The following is a 25,700-nucleotide window of genomic DNA, read 5'->3' on the forward strand; positions in this document are numbered from 1 at the left end:
CCATTCGTTTGTCGGGAGTTCCTTCGTTAGAAGAAACAATCAGCTCCTTTCTGGAAACCATTCCGGAAGGAGCACATTCCTCCGAAAAAGAAATGCCTACTCTACTTCTGGAATTCTCAGAATTATTATTCGAGGATCCGGAAGATACGTCCGAAAAAATTTTAATCACCGATCTAAGCGCATTCGAACTGGACGAGTTCTTGAATTTTTATTTAGAGGATATGTTTCCCGAGGATGCAAAAATCAGGGAGAAAGGAAAAACCTTTCTCAAAAAATTTAAAAAGTTCTTAGAGAAAAGATCTCTTTTGAAAAAAGAACAAGAAGAAGAGTGGAAAGAGTTTTTTAAAGAAAACGAAATCCGTTGATCTATGGAAACCTCTCATTTTCGACCCAAACGATTCGTCTCCGGCAAACATGCCCAAACCCTTTATAATACAATTTTTCCTCCTGAAAATCCTCTCAGGACTTCTTACTATTGCGAAGATATTCTTCTAACAGTTAGCGGAGAATCTGGGGATAAACTCTGGTTAGAACATAATCCTCCTGTTTCTTCTTATCGTAAAAGTTCCATTCCTTCTAATGGGACTTATATACTTATGATTCACGGAATGGAAGGTGATTCTGAAAGTTCTTATCTAGTGTCACTCGCAACTTCCGCGTTGGAAAGAGGATACGGCGTTATCCGAATGAATCTGAGAAATTGCGGAAGAGGAAGAGGATTCGCTCGTAAATCGTATTACGCAGGCCAATCGGAAGATGTACAAGATGTTCTGGATTATATCCATGAATATCTGAGCAAAAAGATATTCGTTTCAGGATTTTCTCTCTCTGCAAATTTGGTCCTGAAATTTTTCGGAGAATCCAGAAATCATAAATCACTCGGATTCTCAGCGGTTTCCCCACCTCTAGATCTTGCCAAAAATTGCGAATTTATAGATTCACTATCCGGAAGATTTTATAGAAATCATTTTATCGGTAGTTTTAAGAAGAAGATCAAAGAAGGCATTTTAGATCTAACTCCTTTGCAGTTGGAAAATTCAAAGAAGGTAAAGACATTTTTCGACTTCGATGATATGATTACTGCTCCTTCTTTCGGATATCCGAGTGCAATAGAATATTACAGAAAAAATTCCTGTATCGGTTATATCCAATCGATCACTCATCCAGGAATCCTAATACATGCAGAGGACGATCCCGTAGTTCCACTATTCGAATGGAATTCCATCAATTGGAGTAAACTTCCTAATTTAAAAACCATTCTTACAAAAAAGGGAGGCCATGTAGGATTTGTGACCGATTCCAATCCGGACCTTCCGGACGGCCGCTGGCTTACTAAAATTCTGCTGGATTATTTCGATTCTAAATTATAATCTGCTGCCTGAAACCCGCCTAAACAAGTGAATTCAAAACAAACCTCTTCCAGATCCAAAAAACCTCTGCCTGCTTCCTTCTTTATAGTGGTTTCCTATGAGAACGAAGAGGCTTATTATCGTTTAAAGGAAAAAGCGGAAGATTCATTTTCCCAAACATTATACGAATCCAAACCTCTTCCGAAATGGACCCATCAATTTGAGAATTTTCTGGATTCTCCTATCGGAAGGTTTACAAGAGTTCTTTCTTTGAAGCGCAGAATCTCCAGAGAAGAACTTCCAAGCTTACAAAAAGAATGTACCAAATTCCAGACCTCTTTGTGTAAATCAGACGAGTCAATTCGTGTATTGCCTGGTTATCTAACTCCTTATAATTTGGTTTTAGCTTCTCTGGAAGAAGATCTACACAGGATCTATATGTTCCATGGAGTATTTGCAGAGATCATTTATACGTACCAGGGACAAAAATGGATCCCGCAAGCCTCGGCCTGGGAGTTTTTTAAACATCCTGAAGTTTTATACTTTTTTACTAATTTACGAGAATCTTATGTTAGCTCTTTGGAAAAACGTTAAACTCACCTATTTATCCCTGCTCGTTTTCGCGGCTTGTGAACCTTCTGTTCTTTCCGTTAGCAATGTGGAACTTTGCGATTATTTTACTCGAGATGGAGTATGTAGGGAACCTTCTCCATTGAATAAAAAATATTCGGTGGATATCCCGAATGTAAAGAAACCGAATACCTGGGAAGAATTAGGCAATTATCTTTATTTTCATGCCAGAGAAACTCCTGGTTTCGTTCTCAGAATGAATCGTAGGATGAGTCCGGAAGAAAGAAAGCAGATCCAAGAAACCTATTTTGCGATGTATGAATTTGCAGGTGTAAAAGGTAAGATGGAAGGTTTCGAAATTGGAGAAGATTGGATCGGTTCTTTCAATTATTTAGGTTCTATGGTGAAGGAAAAACAGAAAAAAGAAAATCGTTTAGGACAATACCCTTACGAGACTTCTATCTTTCCCACTGAATTAGAATTTACCTGGTCTGCAAAAGGAATCAAAGGTAGTACAAAAACCAAGATCGATTTTGTATATCATGTTCTTCCTGCGGAGAAGGCCCCTTAGTAGAGAGTTTTTGGGTTCAATCGAATAAAGTCCTTTCTTTTTCGAATATAACTACTATCTGAATTTCTAAGGTAGGAATTTTATTCGTTACTAGATCCCATACGATTTCGTAATCCACTACAAAATATCCGTGTATCAATCGATTTCGGGTTGCGGATAACTTTTTCCATTCAATTTCCGGATATTTGTTTTTGAAAGGATCTGAAATCTTAGTCGCAGCTTCTCCAATAATTTCAATACTACGAACGAAGGCTCTTTTTGTGGTTTCGTCGGATAAAAAATCGTTTCGATTCAGAGTCTTAGATTTTAAATTCAAAAAATCTATTTCATCTTTAATGTGATTTAGATACTCTATATCAAATTTCAATTTCCAGAGCCTCAGACATGATCGAGTTCCTGAAGTTTTCAGAAAGGGAATCCTCAGTCATAAGGTCCACATCTTCTTCTAGGATCTTCTCCAGATGGAAGGAAAGATCCATAAAATTATCAAAATTTTTCTTACCCAAATAGAACTTAACCAATAAATCCACGTCACTAGTTTCTAGGTTCCGTTTTTTTGCAACAGAACCGAAAAGAAAAAGTTTTTCTACTCCCATAGAACGTAACTCTTCTCTATGAGCGGAAATAATTTCTTGGACTTTCGGAGCAGTAATCATAATAAGATCGGTCTTAATTCAAGTCTCGATTCTTAAAAATGTCAAGACCTATTACCTTTGAAAGAATAGATGATCCCAAATAATCAAAATCGATTTTTCTAATACGTTTCGAAAATTTCTGCCGGGTTTAAGAAGATCTGACCTATGCTTAGATCTAAAGTGAAATAAGCAAATACTCCTAATACAACCGCGGATACAACAGGAATTAGAAGATTATCGTCCACGATCCCGTTCCAATAAGTCCCACTGTATAATTCGGTTACTGCAGCAGCGATCACTGCCGGCAAAACTAAAATTACATTCTGCAAAAATTCTCCGGAGGAAAATTGATAGATCCCGAATTCTCTGGAACCGGATTGGATCACATAGATAAACCAAAGTCCTACGATCGTAGAAGATAAAATGAATGCAAGGATCCCTTCCTTGGATTTACCGTTTGAAAATCTGTTCTTTCCAAAATGAGTCCCAACCCAAGCAGCCATTGGATCTCCGATCACTAAGAATAATAGGGAAAGGATCGCGATATCAGGAGGAAAGAAAAAGACAACCAGAGTAATGGAAAGGAAATAAGGAAAGGTCCCGTTGATCCTGGACTTCTCCTCTTCTTTTAATAATGGGCCGGCTAACTTTACGAATATTGTCTGGACAACAGGAATATGGAACCTCGCCCATTCTAATAAGACCAAAAGTCCGAGGCATAAAACAAGTAAGACAGTGAGAATTGCTCGAGTAGCATACACTAACAAAAATTGTCCGTGAAATACATCGAAATAATAGAATGCAGGAATGATTAGCCCAAGTAAATGCCAGGCCTTTCTCAAATAATTAAAGGAAGAAGTTTTTTCAGATTTCATTTTTTATTTCCGAGATTGTCCATCTTAGATCCGAGAATATCAACGTTTAGAAGCTATCTTCAAGGCTGCTTCTTCGTCGTTTGCGATTAGGAAAAATCCGTTTAGACCAGCCATTTTAAAAACATTGATCACTGCTTTGGAGATATTTACAAGGACGAGTTTGTTCTTGCTTGAAAAACTGGATTGGCTCACTTCTTTTAAGGCCTGAACCCCGGTAGAGGACACCAAATGTACGTCTTCCATATCCATGATGACCGGTCCCTGGCGGACAGCCAAGGAAAGCACATCCTTGAATTTTTTCTCCGTAAAGGAGTTGATAGAACCCTGCAATTTCAGAACTTGAACGCTGTCTATCTTTTCCGTTGAGATGATAATCTCGTTCAGGATCATAACGTTTCGATTCGTCAAGATACCGGAATTTCACAATAGATACAAATGGTTTTTCTATTCTTCACCTCAGCTTATCTGTTTTTCAAAACCTATGGATTTCCATTCTCTGGCTCCTTGGTGCTTTGTCTTACGATCGCGTTTTCCCAATTCCATTCTTCTAAAACTCTTAGACCTAACTTAAGTTTTTTACTTTTTCCTGCTTCATTATGTGCACTTTCCTTTTGGGACGGCACATCTGCGGAATTCATTTTGGATCTGGTATCCTTAAGTCTCGCAGGTATGATCTCGTCGGGTGGGTTTTCTTTTTTAGGAAGCCGTTCTCCTGCATTTAGAGAAACTTTAGGAATTCTAATATTGGCCGGGTCTTGTATTCTTTCCTTTGCCAGAAGGGAACTTTCTCCGTTTTTAATCCCTACACTTTCTTTATTTCTAATTTTATCCATTCCGAAACAGGTTCGTATTATTATTTTAGGACTTTGTGTTTTACTTTCGGGAGTTTGGATTTTATATGAGACCCCCCACCCTGGTTTAGAACCTTCCCTATTCAAATCAGTATTATTATTTTTGGGAATGATCTGGGTCATCTGGAAGGGAAAGAAGGATCTCCTTAGTAGTCTCTTATTTTCCACCTTCTTCCTTCTTATATGCCTATCCAAACCGGGAGAAGAGCTGATGATCCTCAGCTGCGGACTCTTTTTTTCCTACTTGCAAGAAGCAGCCTGGGGCCTAGATTCAGGAACTGAAGTTTAAAGTTCCGGGTCTTATTCCATGAAAATTAAAGTGGCTCATCTTTTACGCAAAACGGAAGAATTAGATCGGGACCTGACCGAACTAGGCAAAATCAAGGATAGAATTGCAGCAGACCGGGATTATTCCGAATCTTTAAAAGTATCTATTGGAGCAGAGATGGATAAGCTCTCTTCTCAAAAGCAAGAGATACTTTCTTTGAAGACAAAGGAAACTCCTTCTGATTGGAATTCGTCCGGCCCACCTTCAGGTGCTAGGGCAGCCGAAGGGCTTTACCAAGACAACGAAAAACGCCTAACTCGCGAAATATCCGTTGAAATCCAAGGTAAGAAGCAGCAACCTGCCCGAAAGACCATCCATAAATACTAGTTTTTTCGAGATCCGAAAAGAACAGGTTATATAAAACAACATGAACAAAAAAATAATCGTACTCTCGTTCCTGGCTGCATTACTCTTTCAGTGTAATTCGGACTCGGACGTATTAGCCTCTTTCAAAGGGGGCACAGTTACCAGAAAAGAACTCAGGAACTTCTACCAACTCAATACAGGCGGACGTAAGCCAGAACCGAATCATCCAACCAAAGAAGAACAAACTCAACTTCTGGAAACTTTAGGTCTTTTCAAATTGATCTCTCTATACAATACGGAAAAGAAACTTGTTAGCGAAGATGAATTAGCGGTTTTTCTAAAATACTCCAAACCACAAATGGCTGCTTCTTTCTTGCAAAGAAATCTAGCGGAGAAGTTAGAACAAGTTGGTAAATTAAAATTCGCTTTCGTAAGAGTGATCGCGGTTTTCTCTTTCGATCCAAAAGACGAAGCGGTTACCAGACAAAGAGCGGAGAGTATTTTTGAAGGAGTTCAAAAACTTTCCTCTAAAAAAGAGATTATCCAATACGTAGTAGATCATACCGATCAACCTGCATATAAAGCGGTAGGCGGATTATTAGATCCACAATGTTTAAATTGTGGAAATGATCCAAACCTTGCTTATTACCAAGAAGCTGCAGCGAACCAAGGAAAATGGATCTTAAAAGAGATCGATGACCAAGTTCCTCCGGGAGCAAATCCTAAAGCTCCTAGAAAGAAAAAATTCCTGATCTTAAGAGTAGAAAAAGTAGAAACCATTTACGCATCGAGAGTCGGAAAATTTTTCTCAAAAGAATTCGGAAAACTAAAAAATCTGGCTAAAAATTATATTGCGACTCCTGGAATTTCCGATCAGATCAAAGCAGACGTAAAACGTAATTATTTAGATCTTAAAATCGATGATATCGCTCCTCGTTACGAAGACTTTATGAAAAAAAGATTCTTGTTTAGCGCAGTTAGCGAACAAGAAGAACAATTAGTAAAAAATGCAGGTTTCGAAAAAGCGAATATTACTCAGGACAATCTGAATACTTTCAATCATGAATCCGTTTTATTGACCAATACCAAAACCGGAGAAACAGTTAAGTTTAAAGATGTTTTGAACGAGTTGGAACAATTGGCAAAACAAAGCGGATTGGATTCCTCTAAGTTAGACGATAAGGCGAATGTGCTCCAATTTTTCAGACAACAATTTGTTTGGTATAAGATAGCGGACCACTCCAATGAATTAAAAGAAGCTTTAGAATCCAAGGATTTCCAAGATATGTTCAATGTTATGAAGCTCTACATTGTACAACCTTTGGTATTTAAAAGAGAACTTCCTAGTGATGTAAACGTTTCAGAAGCGGAGATGAGAGAACAATATGAGGCAGCCAAAATGTTCTCGTATTCTAAGTCGAATCCAAACAATCCTCAAGACAGGATCCCTATGCCTTACGGAGAAGTTCGAGAGAAGATCAAAGAAGATTTGATCCGAGCTAAAAAACAAAACTTCGTAAGAGAGCTTACCCAAAAGCTTAAAACAGATTACCAATTCATTCTGGATTCCAGCAGATTGAAAGAAGGTAAGATCTAATCGTATATTACGATACACTTAGATATCCCTGTTCAGTAGTCCGAAAAGGTTATAGACCTTTATACTTCGGACTACTGACCGTGTTCTACAATTGCTATAACTCTAACGTCTATTTTTTATTGAATAAGACTTCAAATGCTTGATTCTTATTCTTATCTCTTTTACTATTAGCCCACTTTGGAAAAAATTTCTATACTTAAGTGCCTGTTTGGCCTAATGGAAATTTATTCTTGAGGCAAAGCAAGGTCGTTTTAAAACGGTTAAAAAGGGGAAAAGAATGAACAACCACATCTATATGCTCCGTAAAAAACGGGGAATCAAGCAATATGATATGGCAAGGGCTCTGGGTGTATCCCCTAGCTACCTTTCCAAAATTGAAACCGGAAGCCAAGCTCCTACTGAAAAATTCAGACAAGCTTGCGCTAAATATTTGAAAACGACATTAGATAAACTGTTCAACGAAAGTCCGGTAGAAGAGGTTTATCCTGAATTCAGCCAAGGACTTACCAATAAACTTTGGGCAAAACGCAGAGAATTGGGAATCAAACAATACGATATGGCTAAAAAATTAAAGGTCTCAACTCCTTTCCTTTCTAAAGTGGAGTTAGGACTATTAGAGCCGCCTGAAGATTTCAAGAGTATGGCTTCTAAAGTTTTAAAAATGAAAAAAGAGGAATTATTTCTACATAAAGTAGAATTCTAAATCGAACACGGGAGGTAATACTCCCGTAAAGCAATACTGCACATTCTTTTCCCTTACTATGTGCTGTACTTAGTGAAACCCCAGGTTAGACAACCCGGGGTTTTTTATTTTCTAAGTTACTTTACGAGCACGGAACCTCCGGAATAATCCAAGACAATACTCTGCCCCTCTTTGAATTCACCTTTCAAAATGAAATTACTGAGAGCGTTCCCGATCTCTCTTTGGACGAGCCTCTTTAATGGCCTTGCTCCATATTCAGGATCAAAACCCGCTTGCACTATATGTTTTTTCAAAGCAGGAGTAAAGCTTACCGTTAGTCCATTCTCAGAAGCCTTCCTTGCCATGATCTGCAATTGTAATTCTGCGATCTTTGCGATCATTGCTTCGTCCACGGACTTGAACAAGATGACTTCATCCAAGCGGTTTAAGAACTCAGGTTTGAAATGTTTTTTCAACCTTTGGTCTACCATTCTTTCTTTTTCTTCTTCCGAATACTCGGTCGAACTGAGGACCTCCGAACCGATATTAGAAGTAAGAATGATGACAGTGTTCTTGAAGTCCACATTCCTCCCCTTGGAGTCGGTCAGCCTACCCTCATCCAGTATTTGTAAGAAGATATTGAATACTTCAGGATGAGCCTTCTCCACCTCGTCGAATAAGATCACAGAATAAGGCCTACGTCTTACCGCTTCGGTCAATTGTCCACCTTCATCATGTCCAATATAACCTGGAGGAGCTCCGATCAGTCTGGATACGGAATGAGCTTCCATATATTCACTCATATCGATACGAAGCATTGCATTCACATCATCAAATAGGAATTCGGACAATGCCTTTGCAGTCTCCGTTTTCCCTACACCGGTAGGTCCTAAGAATAAAAATGTGCCGATCGGACGATTCGGATCCGCAATGCCGGCCCTGGATCTACGAATCGCTTCGGATAATAATTCCAAAGCATGGTCCTGGCCGATTACCTTGATCTTAAGAGAATCTTCCATTTTGAGAAGTTTTGCCTTCTCTCCTTGGAGCATCTTGGAGACCGGAATTCCAGTCCAACGAGAGACTATATTTGCTATATCTTCCTCATCCACTTCTTCTTTTAGAAGTCTTCCTGAACCCGAGATTTTTTTAAGTTCCGCGTTCGCCTTTTCCATTTCTTTGGAAAGTTCTATTAGTTTTCCATAACGTATTTCGGCGACTCTATTGATCTCCCCTCTTCTTTCTGCTTCCGCTTCTAAAACTTTGTATTTGTCCGTTTCTTCCTTGATTTCCTTAATTTTGGAAATTTTGGATTTTTCAAGATCCCAGCGAGCTTTTAGATTTCTAAAAAGTTCTTCCTGTTCGGAAAGTTCTTTGGAAATATTTTCCACTCTTTGTTTGGAAGCAGGATCCGTTTCTCTTTTTAGAGCCTCTTTTTCGATCTTTAAGGATTGGATCTTTTTACTCAGCTTGTCCAATTCTTCCGGCATAGAATCCATTTCTATCCTCATCTTGGAACTTGCTTCGTCGATCAGATCTACCGCCTTGTCAGGAAGGAAACGATCCGCTATATAACGATTGGATAAACTAGCTGCAGCCACGATCGCAGAATCCAATATTTTAATTCCATGATGTAGCTCGTATCTATCTTTTAATCCTCTAAGGATAGTGACTGTTTCTTCTACACTTGGTTCTTTTACATAAACAGGTTGGAATCTCCTTTCTAAGGCTGCATCCTTCTCGATATACTTTTGGTATTCCTTTAAGGTCGTCGCACCTATACAACGAAGTTCTCCACGTGCAAGCATAGGTTTCAGCATATTAGAAGCATCCATTGCTCCTTCTTGTGCCCCTGCTCCCACAAGTGTATGGATCTCGTCTATGAATAAGATGATATTTCCATCGCTGTGTTTTACTTCGTCGAGGGTGGCTTTTAGTCTTTCTTCAAATTCGCCCCTGTACTTTGCACCCGCTATCATAGCACCTAGATCCAATGCATAAATTGTTTTGGTCTTAATTCCTTCCGGAACTTCTCCTTGGATGATCTTACCTGCGAGTCCTTCTACAATTGCAGTTTTACCAACACCTGGTTCTCCGATAAGCACAGGGTTATTCTTGGTCCTGCGGGAAAGTACCTGGATGGTCCTTCTGATCTCCTCATCTCTTCCGATGACCGGGTCTAACTTTCCGAGTTTTGCCAGCTCATTTAGATTTTTTGCATATTTTTTCAAGGCATCTGCCTTGTTTTCCGGAGTATCATCCATGATGGGTTGTCCTTTTCTGAGTTCTATTACTGCTTTTAATAATTTAGGATAATCGAGTCCTAATCTCGCAAATTCTTGGCGAAGAGAAGATATTCCGTTCTTCAAAAATGCCAAGAGCACATGATCTGTAGAAAGATATTCATCCTTCAATTCTGCCCGAATTTTATCGGAAGATTGTAGAAGAGAGATAGAAGCCCTGGAAAATCCTTTTTCGGAATGGCCTTCTACTCTAGGAAGTTTTGTGATCGCTTCTTCTGTCTTTCGTCGGAACTCCGAAAGATTTAAACCCAGTTTGGAAAATAAAGGAGGAGCAAACCCATCTCCTTGGCCAAGGATTTGAGCGATGATATGTTCCTCTTGTATCTCAGGGTTCTTATCATAGGAACTTTGGGCACCGGAAAGTGCTTCATTCAATTTTAATGTAATCTTATCTAGTTTCATTTTAGTCCGAATCCACTTGTATTCGAGTTGGTACTTAGACTGGGCCAGCAGAACTATTTCTGAAATTTTCTGCCAGAAAGTCAGAGACGGTTTTCCGCTCATTATGTCCCGTTTTTTTCCATTTCTAAATTCGAATTCGTTTTGACAAGGTGGTATGTTCCACTGGGATTATAGTCCATTCCCTTTTCGGACAGGTGTAAGTCCGAAATCCCTAAAAGCCGGAACAACCCTAGATGACTAAAGAACCGCCCAAGGAAAGTTGGAAATCCCGTACTGGACTCATATTGACCGTTGCCTCTGGAGCAATCGGACTCGGAAATTTCCTCCGATTTCCGGGACAGGCAGTGCAGAATGGAGGAGGAGCCTTCCTTCTCCCCTATATCATCAGTTTTATCCTAGTTGGAATTCCAGTCTGTATCACCGAATGGGTGATGGGAAGAATGGGTGGAGAACAAGGTCATAGTTTTCCGAATCTGTTTCGAGCCTATCTTTCCGGTGTTCCTCTTAGACTGCTCGGTGCAATTGGTGTTACCATTCCTTTGCTCATTTATGTATATTATGTTTTCGTGGAAGCTTGGTGTCTCGCTTATGCTTTCGATTTTGTAACAGGTAGTATCAGCTTAAATTCAGGGAATGGGGATCTGAATTCCCTCATCCAAAATTCTTCCAATCATTTTCATACATTAGTAGGCGCAAAAGAAAATGGAAGTGCTGTCCAAGGTAAAATTTTTTATGCCACACTCGCCTGCTTTCTAATGAACTTTATTTTAGTATATAGAGGAATTGCAAAAGGTCTGGAAGTATTCGCTAAGATCGCAGTTCCTTCTATGCTAATCTGTTCAGTCATCGTTCTCGTCAGAGTATTAACTTTAGATAATATAGAGCTCGGGCTCGCACAAATGTGGAATCCGGACTGGTCTGCATTGGGAGAAGCTAAGGTTTGGATCTCTGCAGCAGGTCAGATCTTTTTTACTTTATCCGCGGGATTTGGGATCGCCTTAGTATTTTCCAGTTATCTCAAAAAAGAAAATGATGTGATCTTATCTTCCGTTTCTGCAGCTTCTCTAAACGAATTTGTAGAAGTTGCGTTTGGTGGAATGATCACTATCCCAGTGGCATTTTTGTTTTTAGGACTATCGGCTACTTCTTTTGGAACATTCGGGATGGGATTTATAGCACTTCCTTCCGTATTTGCATTAATGCCTGGAGGATCCTTTTTTGGAGCCATTTGGTATTTTGTATTATTCTTAGCGGCTCTCACTTCTTCGGTAACGATGCTCCAACCGGTAATCGTATTTTTGGAAGAAGCTTTCCATATCAGAAGAAGGACTTCCAGTTTTATACTTTTCCTTTTTACGTTCGGGCTTTCTTTCCCGATCTTGTATTTTAATAAAAACTTCAATGCGCTAGACCAAGCGGATTTCTGGGTCGGAACGGTCCTTATTTATATTTTGGCTACCTTACAGATCTTAATTTTCGGTTGGGTGATTGGAGCCAAAAAAGGTTTGGAAGAAGGTCATAAGGGAGCACAGGCCCACTTACCTAAGTTTTTCTGGTGGGTAATCCAATACATTACACCTGCTTTTTTGCTGATCGTATTCGGAATGTTCCTCTACCAAAATTTAGGATCCTATATCAATAAGATGGATGTGGACTGGATGATTGCAAATGCAGGACCGGGAACCAATCCGGAAGAAGCAGGATTCCAAGCATTGATCTCTCGTTATGTATTTCTGGCTATCATCGCAGTATTCGGTTTGGTGTATTTACTTGTACATCTCAGCTTAAAGGGTAAGGAAGAATCCAAGGACAAATCCACGAACAAAGTGCTACCAATCTTTTTGGGAAGTTTTATACTGATCCTGGCATTCTTTATGAATATCTTCCCTTACAAAGAAACCGCTTCCATCAAGGCCACATTCGGATCCGTGTCCCCCGAATTGACTTTAGATGGAGCATTGATCATGTGGGTTTCTCTCGGTTTAGTTAGCCTTCTGTCCTTATATTGTGTGATCAAACTTTTCCGGACCAGGGAAGCGTGAATACCTTTGAGTAGAGTAGAAGAACAATTCAAAAAACTTTCCAAACTCTGGCCTGATTTCGAATCCAGGACCGGTCAGATCCAAATGGCAAACAGCGTGGAACAAGCATTTGCTAGTTCGGAACATTTGATCGTAGAAGCAGGAACAGGTGTTGGAAAATCCCTAGCCTATTTGATCCCTGCTGCAATCAGTGCGTTAGAAGGAGAAGAGATCGTAGTCATCTCCACGGAAACAAAGGCACTCCAAGACCAGCTTATAAGAAAAGATATCCCTCTTGTTTCTCAAATTTTAGGACAAGAAGTGAAAGCTGAAATTGCGATGGGAGCCTCTAATTACGTCTGTAAAAGAAAATTAGGAAATGTTCTGACACAAGGAACCTTTGGTCCGGAAATGATGGACCATTTAAATTCTTTTAAGGACTGGGTAAACCAATCCGAATCAGGAAGAAGACAAGAATATGATGGATATGCTTCTCCCGATTTTTGGTCCAAGGTAACAAGAGAAGCAGATTCTTGTTTGGGAAGAAGTTGTCCGAACTTCTCTCATTCTTTTTATTTTTTAGAAAGAGCTAAATGGCAGAAGTCAAACCTTCTGATCGTAAACCATTCCCTACTCGCGGCACATATTGCCTCCGATTTTAATATTCTTCCGGACTTCAAAAAGATCGTAGTGGATGAGGCTCATAATTTTCCTGAAGTTTTAGGAAACGCATTCAGGATCGAATTATCTTCTCTCGAGATCCAAAAACTTTTACAAGGTGTCTGGAATTCCCAAAAAAAATCAGGATTGGGTGCAAGACTTAATTCTCCTAAGATCAATGATCTTGCAAATCTTGCGGGAGAAAAACTTTTCCTTTGTTTTAATAAAGTCGTTGGAGAACTTCCTCTCAACTTCTATGGTTCCCAAAGAATCCGTAGGCCATTAAAAATGGACGGAGGAGAATTAGAAGCTGCCTTAGATTCTCTACAAGAGGCGCTACTTATAGAATTGAAAAAATATTCTAAAGATAGTGATGAGATAGAAGAAAAAGAGATCGCGATGGAGATAGAAATGTCTTCAGGACGTATAGGTCAAATCGCAGAAGGTTTACATCTTTTCCGAACCATGGACGAAGGGGAAAGAGTGTATTGGGCAGATCCTCCGAATACTAGAACAAAGGAAATGTTCCCTAAACTTCTGACCCAACCCTTAAAATCGGAAACAATACTTCGAGAAGTTTTAGAACCCAGAACTGAAAGTATAGTGTTTACTTCCGCTACACTTTCAACCAATAAGGGTGACCTAAGTTATTTTGCAGACCGGATCGGAAGATTACCCTCTCGCTCTAAATTGGTAGCTTCTCCTTTTCCGTATGAAAAAAATGCGTTACTCTTTTTACCTAAAGACATCAAGGATGCTACAGAATCGGCTGAAAGAAATGCGGCAGATCTTTCTCGTTATATTTTGAAATTGATCGAGCTGACCAAAGGTGGAGCATTCGTTTTATTCACTTCTAACAAATCTTTAAACGAAATTATAGAAACGATCCGACCTCTTACAGATCTTCCGATAATCTCACAATTGGAAATGGGACCGGAAGCCGCTAAGAATCGTTTTTTAGCGGAAAAGGATGCGGTTCTATTCGGAGTAGCTTCCTTCTGGCAGGGAGTCGATATTAGGGGTGATAAACTCAGATCAGTCATCCTGACCAAACTTCCATTCCAGCCGCCGAATGATCCGGTACTCGAAGCAAGAAGTGAAAAATTAAAAGAGAAAGGTGGAAATCCTTTCAAAGATCTACAACTTCCTTATGCAACCACGGTTCTAAAACAAGGTTTTGGAAGACTTATCCGTTCTGAAAAAGATACAGGTATCGTAAGTTTATTGGATTCCAGGATCTGGACTAAGTCTTATGGAACAGATTTGATCAATTCTCTTCCTCCTGCAAAACGTATTTCGGAATGGAACCAACTAAAATTAGAATATTCTAAACTTCCCAATTACTCTTCCGGAGAAGCGGTATGAAACGTAAGGCGCTACTGATCTTTTTTTTGATCTCTGGTCTTTCCCTTTTTGCCTGGGAGTCCAAGGATAAAACGGAAACAATAGTAAACTGGAGAACCGGGGAGATCATTAAGACTGTAGAAATTAAGCTCCCTAAGATCTCATTCCATCCGGACGATCCGGATTATAATAAGATCGGAACCGCAAAAAATATCACAGAAGCTAGAAACATCGCAAAAGAAACTGCAAAAGAAGAAATTAAAAAATACTTATACAGAAGTATGGAAAATCTGAAGTTGGATTCCAATCTTCTTCTTCGTGAAAAAATAGCACAAGACGAATCCTTTCGGGAAATTTTTCAAGAGATCTATGAAAAAGAACCGATCGAGATCCACAACCGGTTCAATGGAAATCATTTAATAGCCACCGGGATTCTTTCCTTAAAAGGAAAAAAAGGAATTCTTTCTCATATTACTCTTCCTTATTCGTCAGAAAGTTTTCCGGAAGCTCATCCGATTCATAATCCAGCGGATTCATATACCGGGCTAATAGTGGATGCAAGACATTTAGAAGTTGTACCTGCTCTATTCTCGGAGATCAGAGATGAGGATGGAATCGGAATTTATTCTCCACTCTTTGTTAAAAAAAATTCCGTAATAAATTACGGTTATATACGTTATTTTTCCAGAGTCCAGGACGCAATGAAAGAAGAGATAGCAGGTTATAAACCTCTATTGACTACAGCCTTAGGTGTTTCCGGAAAATTGGGAGCGGATCTAGTGATCTCCAACGAGGATGCAGAAAAAATTTTGGCCTCCCCTAAATCCAGGGAGGCTCTCTTGAAAGGAAAGGTTATCGTGATTCTAGGGAAACCAGAGAAGTAAATACCTCTTCTGCTTTTTTATAAGACTCAGAGAACAAATACGCATATCCTAGATCCAAAAGTTCGTTTCTAGAAAGTTCTTTTTTTCTCGCCTCATATTTCGGAATATTTTTGATCCTGTCTGAATATTCAGTCACTTTATCTTCGTAGGAAGGGATCTCACCTGCACCCGGAAGTTTTTCCAGGATATTACAAGCTTCTTCAAATCTTCCTATATGAACAAAACATAATCCTAAGGCAGCAAGAACATCTCTGTCTTCTTTTAGGCTTTCAGAATTTTCTTTGAATACCTTAAGGGCTTCTTCGAATTTTCTCAAATGATATAGAGAGAAAAATTCCAGTTTAGCAAAATACCCATCGGACCAAAGAGCCTTATATCTTTGGATGAGATCCGCACATGCTTTGTGGGCGCCCACTTCTTCGCATGCCTTGATCCCCGTGGTTAAGATAGAATAAGATACGGGACTAGAAGATGCCTTGAAATATTCGTGGAATAATACAGCGGCCTCTTTCGAATTTCCTTTGGCTCTATGCAGATAAGCACCGAGTAAAGGGGTCAGGACCGTTTTTCCCTCTAAAGGAAAATTATTGGCAGTATTTGTTTCCGTTTCGAATTCGCAAACCGCTCTTAAATGATTTAAGAACACGTTTTTCGCATTCTTCTCCGCAAGTTTAGATACTTCCTCGTAAGCTCCTGTTTCAAAGAGTTCCCAAGCGGACTCTTCTAAGGAAAGCTGTGTGGAAAGGGCGGAACTTTTAGCCATACGATACCTCTATTTTTGGTATCGGTAAGATCCGGATTTTTTAGCGGATTTTTTTTCACACAGAGACGCAGAGCCTCAGAGGTTTAAGGATATAATCTCTCCATCATACGAGGGAAAGGGATACATTCCCGGACATGCTGAAGGCCGCAGATCCAAGCGATCAACCTTTCGGTTCCAAGACCGAAACCGGAATGAGGAACAGAACCGTATTTTCTAAGCTCCAAATACCATTCATAAGATTCTACAGGTAGGTTTTCTTCCTCTAGCCTTTTAGTGATATTTTCGTAACTTTCTTCCCTTTCTGAGCCGCCAATGATTTCCCCCACTCCGTCAGGAGCGATCAGATCTGCATTCAAAACAGTTCTTGGATCCTCGGGGTTGACCTTCATATAAAATGCCTTTGCTTCCCTCGGATATTTTTGTATAAAAACAGGTCCGCCGAATTTTTGACAAAGCATCTGTTCTCTTTCTGAATTGATATCGTCTCCCCAGACAATATCCTCTCCTTGGGATTGTAGGTATTCTAGGGCTTCTTTATAATCTATCAATGCGAAAGGTTTTGATATATAATCCAGTAAAGGAGAAGGATCTCTTTCCAAAACTTTTAGTTCTGGAGCACAAGCGGCCACAGTTTCTCGGATCACAGTTTTAACAAAATCCTCTTGCAGCTTTAGGTTTTCTGCATGTGTTAAAAATGCGGTTTCCGCTTCTACCATCCAGAATTCAGTTAAATGCCTTCTGGTTTTACTCTTCTCCGCTCTGAATGTAGGTCCGTAACAATATACTTTATTATGAGCAAATATCGCAGTTTCTAAATACAATTGTCCAGTCTGGGCCAGATAGGCATTACCAAGGTCGAAGTATTCCGTCGAGAATAATGTTCCTGCGGATTCTCCTATGGAACCCGTAAGGATAGGAGTATCTATCAATGTAAATTGGTTGGTATGGAAATATTTTCGGATCTGATAAGAAAGTTCACTTCTTACTTTTATGATAGCTAACTGCTTACTGGAACGTAACCAAAGATGTCTTTGAGAAAGTAAAAAGTCTATTCCGTGTTCTTTGGGCGTAATTGGATAATTTTCCGATTCTCCTACCTTCTTGTAAGAAGAAAGTATTAGTTCGTATCCGATAGGAGACTTTTCATTCTCCACTAATTTACCGATTACCTCGACTGAGGTTTCCTGTTTTAGGTGTTTGATCTCGGAAAATAGATCTTCTCCTAAAATTTCTTTTTCAGCCAGTACCTGTAGGATTTTTCCTGAATTTCTCAGACTTAAAAATTGTCTGGCGTTAGATCCTCTCAAACCGTGCACCCAACCTTGGATACGTACGGTTTGGTTTACATGTTCCGGTAAACGGTTTAGATCAATTGTGGAAACTTCGGACATGATCCTATTTTAAGCATTCTACCCGACTGAAAAGGATTATTTTCGGATGACATCGGGACCGGAGGCTAAATCCTGAACCCATGACTGCGATTTTACTGGATGGCAAAAAACTTTCTCAAAAGATAAAAGATTCTATCGCCGAAGAGATCAAAACTCTCACGGCTTCCGGAAAAAAGCCCCCGAAACTCGCAACGATCCTGGTAGGAAACGATCCGGCTTCTGCCACTTATGTAAATATGAAAGTCAAGTCCTGCCATGCGGTGGGAATGATCTCCGAAAAAATAGAACTTCCTGATACTACAACCACCCAGGAATTACTCGCGGTTATTGATAAATTGAACGCGGATCCGGACACTCATGGAATTCTTCTACAACACCCTTCTCCACCCCAGATAGACGAAAGAGCAGCATTCGATCGGATCGATTTGAAGAAGGATGTGGACGGAGTTACTACATTATCCTTTGGGAAATTGTCTATGGGAGTGGAAACCTATCTTCCTTGTACTCCGTATGGAATGGTTCTTCTTTTAAAAGAATACGGGATTGATCCTGCCGGAAAAAGAGCCGTGGTTGTAGGACGTTCTCCTATTTTAGGAAAACCGATGGCAATGCTTCTTACCGAAATGAACGCGACTGTCACTCTCTGTCATTCCAAGACCAAAAATCTGCCGGAAATCGTAGCCCAGGCTGATATTGTTGTGGGTGCTGTAGGAAAACCTGAATTTATCAAAGCGGATTGGATCAAACCGGGAGCAGTATTATTGGATGCAGGTTACAACCCAGGGAACGTGGGAGATATCGAAATTTCTAAGGCCTGGGAAAAATCCTCCCATTACACTCCTGTTCCGGGTGGTGTAGGACCTATGACAATTTCAGTCCTTCTTCTACAGACATTGTATTCGGCAAAAGATCACTTTACACCCCCGCTGAAATGAAAACGATGTATCTCTGATGGCTATCAGTTTCGACGAGTGCTTCCAGACTTATCCTCCCTTCTCACCTCCTGCGGATTTGGACGATTTTTGGGCGGAGTCGATCCGAGAACTTAAAGGTTTTCCGGTTAAAAACCAAACCAAGGCTCTTCTCAAAGGGACCATTTTAAAAGAAACCATCTACGATATTTCTTTCCAATCTTACGGGAATGCGACGCTTACCGGCAGTTTGGTGATCCCTAGGAAAAGAGGCGATCTTCCAGTTCTTGTATATTTCCATGATTATGCGAAAGACAGACCTCAGATCATCAAAGGACTGACAGAAGCCGGAGTAGCGCAACTCATCCTGGACCTAAGAGGCCACGGCACCCAGCTTATTCATCCTGTTTTAAAGGAAGGAGAGCTCCCTGATCCGGATTGGACTCCAGGATACTACAGAAAAGGATTGGAAACCAAAGAATCCTTCTTCTTAAAAGCCAATTATTTAGACGTGATCCGTACCATAGAATTTTTAAGACTCACTGATGGGATCGACGGAGACAAGATCATCCTGGCTGGAAAAGGGATCGGTGCCTCTATGGCTCTTTTTGGAGCCGCTAATTCCCCTAGAGTAAAAGCACTTATATTAGAAACTCCTAATTTTTGCCATGTAGATGATACACAACTCAAATTAGGAACCAGCTGGTCCAAGGAAATTTCGGAACAGATCTCCAATTCTAAATCCAAAAAGACCCAGCTAAAAAAGAATCTTTCTTATTTTGATACTTTGAATTTTTCCAAAAAGATTAAGATCCCTACTTTGGTATCCGTCGGAATGGAAGATAAGGTTTCTCATCCTAAGTCTGTTTTCGCGTTATTCAACCACTTAGTTTGCGATAAAAGAATGCAGGTTTATCCTACGGAAGGAAACGAAGCAGGAATCGCAGGGGACAAACAGAATTTGGCCAATCTGGAATTCTCGAAAGAGATTCTCTTCCCAGAATGAAAGAAATCCGTTTCCATAATTCTCTTAGTGGAAACAAAGAAGTATTCCGTCCGGAGTTTCCGGACAGAGTCAGAGTATATTCCTGCGGGCCCACAGTTTATAACTTCGCACATTTGGGAAATTTGCGTGCATTCTTATTTGTAGATCTTCTCAGAAGAACATTAGTCGCATTCGGTTATAAACCGGATATGACAATGAACATCACTGATATTGATGATAAGATCATCCGTGAATCCTTGGCACAAGGAAAAGGGATCAGAGAATTTACAGAACCTTGGGTAAAAGCATTCCAGGAAGATTTAGAATCTCTGAATATTCAAAAATTGGAACATTATCCTAGGGCTACTGATTCCATTCCTTCCATGGTAGAGATCATAAAACATCTACAGAACCAAGGACTCGTCTACGAAAAAGACGGAAGTTTGTATTATTCCATTTCCAAATTCAAAAATTACGGAAAACTTTCCAAAATTGACGTAAGCGGAATGAAAACAGGCACTCGTTATGATACGGACGAATATGAGAAGGACGATGTAAGAGACTTCGTCCTTTGGAAATTCCCGAAACAAGACGGGGAACCTTCTTGGGAGACTGAGATTGGTTCCGGAAGACCTGGCTGGCATTTAGAATGTTCCGCAATGGTGCGCGACGTATACGGCTCCGGAGTCGATATCCATACAGGTGGTGTAGATCTTACCTTCCCCCACCATGAAAATGAAATCGCTCAGAGTGAAGGCGCTTACCCGGAAGAATCCTTCGTAAAATATTGGCTGCACTCGGAACATCTTCTCGTAAATGGAGAGAAGATGGCCAAGTCCAAGGGAAACTTTTTCACCCTAAGAGACCTGGTAAAAGAAGGCGCAGAACCTCGAAATATCAGATTCCTTCTACTCTCCGCTCATTACAGAAGTAAATTGAACTTCACAAAAGAAAGATTAGAAGAAGCTTCACAATCCGTTTCCAAGATCCAAAATTGTATCAATCGATTATTAGAAGATTCCCCTAAGGCAGAGCCTGCATTTGATCAAGATTATGAAATGGATTCGAATCCGCGGTTACCTAATGAATTCTTAGGTGCTCTTGGAGACGATCTAAACATATCAAAATTCTTATCGTTAGTCTTTGAGCTAGTAAAAGATTCTAATCATTATTTAGACAAAGGTAAAATTTCCAGAGAAGGAATTCTACATCGATTAGAACGTTTTATTGCAATAGATTCCATCTTGGGTGTTTTAAGTTTCGAAAGAAAAGTAGAAGTTTTAGATTCCGAAATCGATGAGTTAGTCAGACAAAGACAAGAAGCTCGCAAAAACAAAAATTTTGCAGAAGCGGACAGACTCAGAGATAAATTGAACGAATTAGGGATTATACTCGAAGACACAAAAGAAGGTCTTCGCTGGAAGAGAAAATGAGCCGCCAGGATTATATCTACGGAAGAAGAAATATCCGAGAAATTCTGGAACGACATCTTGAAAAAGGTTCCGAACTCTCCTTCCAAGAAATTTGGCTGACTTCCGGAGCCAAAAAAGAATTAGAAGAAATTCTCTCTGAATTAGAAGGCAAACTTCTTATCAAAGAAGCTTCTCCCAGTAAATTAGACAAGATGGCTCCTGGCGTGAATCACCAGGGTGTCCTTGCGCTTAGAATACAACTCCACTCCGGAGATAAAAAATCATTCGATTCTCATCTAGAAAACTGTAAGGGCCCAATCCTGGTTTTAGATCGTATCCAAGATCCGGGCAATCTAGGAAATATTTTAAGAACGGCAGAATGTTTCGGAGTGGAAACGGTTCTCATCCCCGAAAGGGATTCCTCAGGGATCACTCCGGCTGTGGAAAAAGTTGCCTCAGGTGCACTAGCCTATCTAAACGTTTTTAAAGTAGGGAACCTGGCGCAAATATTAGAAAAATTGCAAAAACGAAATTTTTGGGTAGTGTCCACTTCCGACAAAGGAACAGAAGATTGGTCTAAAATTCCTGCTTGGGAAGAATTAGTGATCTTAATGGGAAATGAAGGAGAAGGGCTCAAAAGAATTCTGATGGAAAAATCGGATTTTACAGTTCGCATTCCACTTCATGGCCATATCTCTTCTTTAAATGTAACAGTTGCCACTGGGATCGTACTAGATCGTTTGAAAAACCGACCGAAGTGAATTTTATTCAAACATTTATTTCCTTTCTGTTACGATATTATTGAACAACTTACATCAAATTCTAGCTTGCGGTTTTTCAGGATCAGTTCCAAACTTTCTATAATATCTTCTGAAGACGTTCGTAGGAATTCCAACATTCGAACCTGACGTTTTCCGGAAATTTGGATCGTATCTAATGAAAAGATTTTTATCTTTCCAATCTTTGTTTTTATTTTTCATTCTTCTATCTTTCGGAAACTGCGAGTACCTCCAAGATAGACTCACTCCTTCCGATAGTAAATCATTAGGGGAGCAAATTAAGGATTATATTATCTCAAGCTATTTTGCTGAAACGAACCACGCGCTGTATAAATTTTCGACAGTATTTCCCGATATGGCTGTAGGCAGTCTCTCCCCACTGTATTTCCAAGATCCTTATTTCCAAAGAGATAATTCCAAAGCAAAAATTGTATTTATACATGGTTGGGATTTTGGAGAAAGACAAACCGACCCTCCGACAGATTTTAATAAAAAAGTAGCAAATCTGCTTGGGACCTGGAACCAAGGTCTTGCATTCACAACTGATACTGCAACTCCTCCCAGCAGCTATTCCGGAAGCGTATATGATGAATTCGAAATATACGTTTTTACCTATAGAACTTCTGATTATATAGAAGTGAATGGAAGAAGGTTTATCGATTCCTTAAATGCAGCTTTTAACTCCTCCGATAAGGTGGTCGTCGTAGCCCATTCTATGGGGGGACTTGTTGCAAGAGCCGCGATCCAACATGCAAATAATACAGAAGACGTAATAGATCATATCGTAAGCTTAGGTACTCCTTATTATGGATCTCCTTATTCTTCTCCGCAATATACAGGGAATTTATCAACCATCGGAACAATTATTAAATTTATGACAGACACTCCTGGCGGACAGGGGCTTGCGTACACAAACGGAATCAGTGCCGGTGTGGATCCGATCACTCCTGCAATTGTAGACGGGACCAACCAAGCATTTAATTTCTTTTTAGAAAAGATGATCGCAAAGACTACCTATGATCCTATTACGACGGTCTATGGAGGAAACATGGTAGCAGGAAATTGTAGCGATACTGATCATGCTACCACCTACCGAGCAGCGTGTACGGTGATTACAAGCGGAGATCCGGTATTTGGTAGCTCTGATGGAATTGTTCCCTTGAATTCTGCACTTTTAAATGGAAGAGCCGGCACACAACATACTGTCGGCAATATGGACCATTCTCAAATGTCTTTTAGAAATGAAGGTGGAATGGCAGGAGGACTTACCATTGTAAAAACTCATTTTGATAATGTATTTAATGAAGTTTTTACGATCGTGGGTGCTCTACCTTAATGGAAAACAAGTCCACATGCGAAGCCGCCAAGAAATAGAGATTTTGTTTTGTAAGTGTAGGAATTCCAACTGATCTATGAGCGCCCCCGCCCCGCTTTGGGTGGTGGGGAGTGGCCCGTGGGAGAATTCCTTCCCGACTCTATATCAGAAAATTTGCAAACTAGCAAGTTAGATTCATGAACTCTTGGGTCGGAATGTAGATTCCGAATTCCGGTTTGCTCACTTTTCTCAGAGTCTGACCTTAATTCCCATTTCCTGCATATTTTCTTTGGTTTCTCTGATCGTAAATTCACCAAAATGGAAAATGGATGCGGCGAGTACTGCGTCGGCCTTTCCTCTCAGTATCGCTTCTACCATATGTTCCGGATTTCCGGCTCCACCGCTTGCAATAATAGGAATTTCTAAATTAGAAGAAAATAATTTTAAAAGTTGGATATCGAATCCTTTTTTGGTTCCGTCTCTATCCATGGAAGTGAGCAAAATTTCTCCTGCTCCTCTTTCTTGAGCTTCTTGTCCCCAATCTAAGGCATCTCTTCCGGTTTCGGTCCTTCCTCCATGTAAGAATACCTCGTATCTCTGTCTGTCCGGATGAAATTTCACATCCACCGCACACACAATACATTGGGAGCCGTAAATTTCTGCCGCCGCGCGGAGAAGGTCCGGATTTTGGAAAGCTGCAGTATTAATAGAGACCTTGTCTGCTCCCTTTTCCAAAACAGCTTTCACATCATCTAATGTGCGAATTCCTCCACCCACGGTGAAAGGAATAAAAATTCTTTCCGCAACCGCTTCCACCAAATGGATCAGGATATCCCTTTTATCGCTGGAAGCGGTGATATCCAAGAAACATAACTCATCCGCGAGATTTTTTTCGTAAACTACTGCGGACTCCACAGGATCACCTGCATCCACAAGGTTTACAAAATTCACTCCCTTGACTACCCTACCATCTTTGATGTCTAGGCAGGGAATAATTCTCGCGGCAAGCTCACTCATTTGATAGTTTCGGGCAATTCCACCTTAGAAGCCCAGTCGGAAATCATTTTAGCAAAACCGAATATTTTATCTTCGTGTAAGGCGGGAGCAGTTATTTGCAAACCGATAGGAAGTCCATTAGAATCTTTTCCGATTGGAACAGACATGGCAGGAACTCCAGCTAAGTTCACAGAAGTTGTAAGAATATCCGCCTTATACATTTGGATCGGATCGGAAGTTTTTTCACCCACTTTAAACGCAGTTGTAGGAGATGTAGGCTGAAGGATCAGATCAACTTTGGAAAAATAACCTTCATATTCTTTTTTGATCAGAACTCTGGCTTTCTGAGCTCTACCGTAATATGCGTCGTAATAACCCGCAGATAAGGAGAATGTTCCAAGAAGTATCCTTCTCTGGACTTCTTTTCCGAAACCTTCACTTCTACTTGTTACGTATAAATCTTCCAGTTTACCGCTTGGATCTTTTCTTTGTCCGAAACGGATTCCATCGAACCTGGAAAGATTAGAAGAACATTCCGCAGTTGCGATGATATAATAGATCGGAATTGAATTGGAAAGAAGAGAGAAATCCAGATCTACAAGTTGAGCACCTTTGGATTCCAATTCTGCCAAAAGAGATTCGTATACTTTTGCAATATCAGGTTCAATTTCAGAAGTGATCTTCATCTTCCCTATTCTTAAACCTTTCCAAGGAAGTTCTTTTACCTTAGAAGGATCGAATGCAGGAATATTTTTAGAAGTAGCATCTCTCTGATCTTTACCAGAGATCACAGAATACACATCTATGATTCCATCTATATCCTTTGATAACGGACCAATCTGGTCTAGGCTCGAAGCGTAAGCCACAAGCCCATATCTGGAAACAGTTCCATAAGTAGGTTTTAAACCGTAAATCCCGCAAAGAGATGCAGGCTGCCTAACGGATCCTCCAGTATCTGAACCCAATGCTACCGGAACAAAAGATGCTGCAACAGCAGCCGCAGATCCTCCGGAAGATCCACCCGGGATCCTTGCTGTATCAAACGGATTTTTAGTGACCTGATAAGCAGAATTCTCAGTGGAAGAACCCATTGCAAACTCATCCATATTTGCTCTTGGAATAAGAACAAAACCTTTCGCTAAAAGTTTTTCGATAGCAGTCGCATGAAATGGAGAACGATAGTTTTCTAAAATTTTAGAAGCGCAAGAAGTGATTGTATTCTCGATACAAATATTATCCTTCACTCCTATTGGAATACCGTCGAACTCGGAAAGAGGTTTACCTGATTTTCTTCTTTCAGTACTTTCTGCGGCTGCCCTGACGATACTTTCCTTTTCCCAGGAAAGAAACGCCTTAATTTTGGAATCTTCTGCTTCGATACGAGCGATTAAAGATTGGATCAGATCGGTAGGAGTAAACTCTCCCGAATTTAAGCCTTTTTTAATATCAGAATATTTTAATTTCCAAAGTTCTTTCATGTTTCGATCACCTTCGGAACTACGAAGTATCCGTTTTGAAAGCTAGGTGCGAAAGATTCTATCTGAGAACGGCTCAATCCTTCTTGTGCCTTATCTGCACGAAGTGAATTTCCTTCGTTCGGATATAAGTCCTCGTCGGATACGGAACTCACATTTAATTCTGTGATCGTATCCACATAATTTAGGACCTTATTAAAATCCGTAAGGAAGTTTTGGATATCCTTAGGATCTATTTTGAGCCTAGATAACTCTGCGATTTTTTGAAGGGATTCTTCGTTTAGGTTCACGGCCT

At 40.1% G+C, this 25,700-nt stretch carries 26 protein-coding genes; 16 read left to right on the forward strand and 10 right to left on the reverse strand.

Annotated features, from left to right (window positions below; genetic code table 11):
- Positions 1-8 precede the first annotated feature (8 nt).
- From CH365_RS01700 to lcpA, 4 genes are read left to right on the forward strand one after another with little or no spacing between them, the layout of a single operon-like run.
- Positions 9-365 (forward strand): hypothetical protein, encoded by a 357-nt coding sequence (locus tag CH365_RS01700; RefSeq protein ID WP_100766865.1) that lies wholly within the window; start codon positions 9-11, stop codon positions 363-365.
- 3 nt (positions 366-368) lie between these two features.
- A complete protein-coding gene (locus CH365_RS01705; protein ID WP_100766866.1) occupies positions 369-1,370 on the forward strand; it encodes a YheT family hydrolase in 1,002 nt (333 codons plus the stop codon).
- Positions 1,371-1,397: 27 nt separating this feature from the next.
- On the forward strand, positions 1,398-1,943 hold the full coding sequence (locus tag CH365_RS01710) for a DUF4416 family protein (protein ID WP_100766867.1): 546 nt from the start codon (positions 1,398-1,400) through the stop codon (positions 1,941-1,943).
- Positions 1,918-2,490: a complement regulator-acquiring protein LcpA gene (gene lcpA / locus CH365_RS01715; RefSeq protein WP_100766868.1), complete on the forward strand. Its 573-nt coding sequence runs from the start codon at positions 1,918-1,920 to the stop codon at positions 2,488-2,490. Before CH365_RS01710 ends, lcpA begins: the two co-directional genes overlap by 26 nt.
- A 16-nt stretch (positions 2,491-2,506) precedes the next feature.
- Here the strand turns inward: lcpA and CH365_RS01720 are convergent, their stop codons facing one another.
- The 4 genes from CH365_RS01720 to CH365_RS01735 all read right to left on the reverse strand — a co-directional run bounded on the left by CH365_RS01720 (position 2,507) and on the right by CH365_RS01735 (position 4,390).
- Positions 2,507-2,857, reverse strand: a complete 351-nt coding sequence (locus CH365_RS01720) for a HepT-like ribonuclease domain-containing protein (protein WP_100766869.1) — start codon at positions 2,855-2,857, stop codon at positions 2,507-2,509.
- Positions 2,847-3,146 carry a nucleotidyltransferase family protein gene (locus CH365_RS01725; protein ID WP_208861141.1) on the reverse strand — a complete coding sequence of 100 codons (300 nt, stop codon included), beginning with the start codon at positions 3,144-3,146 and terminating at the stop codon, positions 2,847-2,849. Before CH365_RS01725 ends, CH365_RS01720 begins: the two co-directional genes overlap by 11 nt.
- A 98-nt stretch (positions 3,147-3,244) precedes the next feature.
- Positions 3,245-4,000: a diacylglycerol/polyprenol kinase family protein gene (locus tag CH365_RS01730; protein ID WP_100766870.1), complete on the reverse strand. Its 756-nt coding sequence runs from the start codon at positions 3,998-4,000 to the stop codon at positions 3,245-3,247.
- Positions 4,001-4,039: 39 nt separating this feature from the next.
- Complete coding sequence (locus CH365_RS01735) at positions 4,040-4,390, reverse strand: STAS domain-containing protein (protein ID WP_100766871.1); 351 nt, start codon at positions 4,388-4,390, stop codon at positions 4,040-4,042.
- A gap of 45 nt (positions 4,391-4,435) precedes the next feature.
- On the opposite strand from CH365_RS01735, the gene CH365_RS01740 reads away from it, so the two are divergent.
- The 4 genes from CH365_RS01740 to CH365_RS01755 all read left to right on the forward strand — a co-directional run bounded on the left by CH365_RS01740 (position 4,436) and on the right by CH365_RS01755 (position 7,785).
- Entirely contained in the window at positions 4,436-5,140 is a 705-nt protein-coding gene (locus CH365_RS01740; RefSeq protein WP_100766872.1) for a hypothetical protein, read from the forward strand.
- An 18-nt stretch (positions 5,141-5,158) separates the two neighbouring features.
- Entirely contained in the window at positions 5,159-5,506 is a 348-nt protein-coding gene (locus CH365_RS01745) for a hypothetical protein (protein WP_100766873.1), read from the forward strand.
- Positions 5,507-5,546: 40 nt separating this feature from the next.
- On the forward strand, positions 5,547-7,082 hold the full coding sequence (locus CH365_RS01750) for an LIC12015 family putative lipoprotein (RefSeq protein ID WP_100766874.1): 1,536 nt from the start codon (positions 5,547-5,549) through the stop codon (positions 7,080-7,082).
- A 295-nt stretch (positions 7,083-7,377) separates the two neighbouring features.
- A complete protein-coding gene (locus CH365_RS01755; RefSeq protein ID WP_010515694.1) occupies positions 7,378-7,785 on the forward strand; it encodes a helix-turn-helix domain-containing protein in 408 nt (135 codons plus the stop codon).
- Between the two features lie 116 nt (positions 7,786-7,901).
- Here CH365_RS01755 and clpB read toward each other — a convergent pair whose 3' ends face one another.
- Positions 7,902-10,469: an ATP-dependent chaperone ClpB gene (clpB, locus tag CH365_RS01760; RefSeq protein WP_100767020.1), complete on the reverse strand. Its 2,568-nt coding sequence runs from the start codon at positions 10,467-10,469 to the stop codon at positions 7,902-7,904.
- A gap of 233 nt (positions 10,470-10,702) precedes the next feature.
- On the opposite strand from clpB, the gene CH365_RS01765 reads away from it, so the two are divergent.
- Genes CH365_RS01765 through CH365_RS01775 form a run of 3 tightly spaced genes read left to right on the forward strand, consistent with a single transcriptional unit; the run spans position 10,703 to position 15,378 of the window.
- Positions 10,703-12,511 (forward strand): sodium-dependent transporter, encoded by a 1,809-nt coding sequence (locus CH365_RS01765; RefSeq protein ID WP_100766875.1) that lies wholly within the window; start codon positions 10,703-10,705, stop codon positions 12,509-12,511.
- A 6-nt stretch (positions 12,512-12,517) separates the two neighbouring features.
- On the forward strand, positions 12,518-14,515 hold the full coding sequence (locus tag CH365_RS01770; protein ID WP_100766876.1) for an ATP-dependent DNA helicase: 1,998 nt from the start codon (positions 12,518-12,520) through the stop codon (positions 14,513-14,515).
- Positions 14,512-15,378, forward strand: coding sequence for a hypothetical protein (locus CH365_RS01775; protein ID WP_100766877.1), 867 nt, complete (start codon positions 14,512-14,514; stop codon positions 15,376-15,378). The genes CH365_RS01770 and CH365_RS01775 overlap by 4 nt, the downstream gene beginning before the upstream one ends.
- On the opposite strand, the gene CH365_RS01780 is transcribed toward CH365_RS01775, so the two are convergent.
- Positions 15,347-16,141, reverse strand: a complete 795-nt coding sequence (locus CH365_RS01780; RefSeq protein ID WP_100766878.1) for a hypothetical protein — start codon at positions 16,139-16,141, stop codon at positions 15,347-15,349. The two genes, CH365_RS01775 and CH365_RS01780, sit on opposite strands and share 32 nt — an antisense overlap.
- An 83-nt stretch (positions 16,142-16,224) precedes the next feature.
- Complete coding sequence (asnS, locus tag CH365_RS01785; protein ID WP_100766879.1) at positions 16,225-17,532, reverse strand: asparagine--tRNA ligase; 1,308 nt, start codon at positions 17,530-17,532, stop codon at positions 16,225-16,227.
- Between the two features lie 80 nt (positions 17,533-17,612).
- Between asnS and folD the strand changes: the two genes are divergently transcribed.
- The 5 genes from folD (at position 17,613) to CH365_RS01810 (ending at position 22,955) form a co-directional block, all read left to right on the forward strand.
- A complete protein-coding gene (gene folD, locus CH365_RS01790; RefSeq protein ID WP_100766880.1) occupies positions 17,613-18,467 on the forward strand; it encodes a bifunctional methylenetetrahydrofolate dehydrogenase/methenyltetrahydrofolate cyclohydrolase FolD in 855 nt (284 codons plus the stop codon).
- Positions 18,468-18,483: 16 nt separating this feature from the next.
- Positions 18,484-19,449 carry an acetylxylan esterase gene (locus tag CH365_RS01795; protein ID WP_100766881.1) on the forward strand — a complete coding sequence of 322 codons (966 nt, stop codon included), beginning with the start codon at positions 18,484-18,486 and terminating at the stop codon, positions 19,447-19,449.
- A complete protein-coding gene (gene cysS, locus CH365_RS01800; protein WP_100766882.1) occupies positions 19,446-20,861 on the forward strand; it encodes a cysteine--tRNA ligase in 1,416 nt (471 codons plus the stop codon). The genes CH365_RS01795 and cysS overlap by 4 nt, the downstream gene beginning before the upstream one ends.
- A complete protein-coding gene (gene rlmB / locus CH365_RS01805; RefSeq protein ID WP_100766883.1) occupies positions 20,858-21,601 on the forward strand; it encodes a 23S rRNA (guanosine(2251)-2'-O)-methyltransferase RlmB in 744 nt (247 codons plus the stop codon). Before cysS ends, rlmB begins: the two co-directional genes overlap by 4 nt.
- A gap of 175 nt (positions 21,602-21,776) precedes the next feature.
- A complete protein-coding gene (locus tag CH365_RS01810; protein ID WP_100766884.1) occupies positions 21,777-22,955 on the forward strand; it encodes an alpha/beta fold hydrolase in 1,179 nt (392 codons plus the stop codon).
- Between the two features lie 228 nt (positions 22,956-23,183).
- Here CH365_RS01810 and hisF read toward each other — a convergent pair whose 3' ends face one another.
- The 3 genes from hisF to gatC are packed head-to-tail and all read right to left on the reverse strand — an operon-like array spanning position 23,184 to position 25,695.
- Positions 23,184-23,951 (reverse strand): imidazole glycerol phosphate synthase subunit HisF, encoded by a 768-nt coding sequence (gene hisF, locus CH365_RS01815; protein WP_100766885.1) that lies wholly within the window; start codon positions 23,949-23,951, stop codon positions 23,184-23,186.
- Positions 23,948-25,408, reverse strand: a complete 1,461-nt coding sequence (gene gatA, locus CH365_RS01820; protein ID WP_100766886.1) for an Asp-tRNA(Asn)/Glu-tRNA(Gln) amidotransferase subunit GatA — start codon at positions 25,406-25,408, stop codon at positions 23,948-23,950. The genes hisF and gatA overlap by 4 nt, the downstream gene beginning before the upstream one ends.
- A complete protein-coding gene (gatC, locus tag CH365_RS01825; protein WP_100766887.1) occupies positions 25,405-25,695 on the reverse strand; it encodes an Asp-tRNA(Asn)/Glu-tRNA(Gln) amidotransferase subunit GatC in 291 nt (96 codons plus the stop codon). Before gatC ends, gatA begins: the two co-directional genes overlap by 4 nt.
- Positions 25,696-25,700 lie beyond the last annotated feature (5 nt).

Source organism: Leptospira neocaledonica, assembly GCF_002812205.1.
GTDB classification, from domain to species: Bacteria; Spirochaetota; Leptospiria; order Leptospirales; family Leptospiraceae; genus Leptospira_B; species Leptospira_B neocaledonica.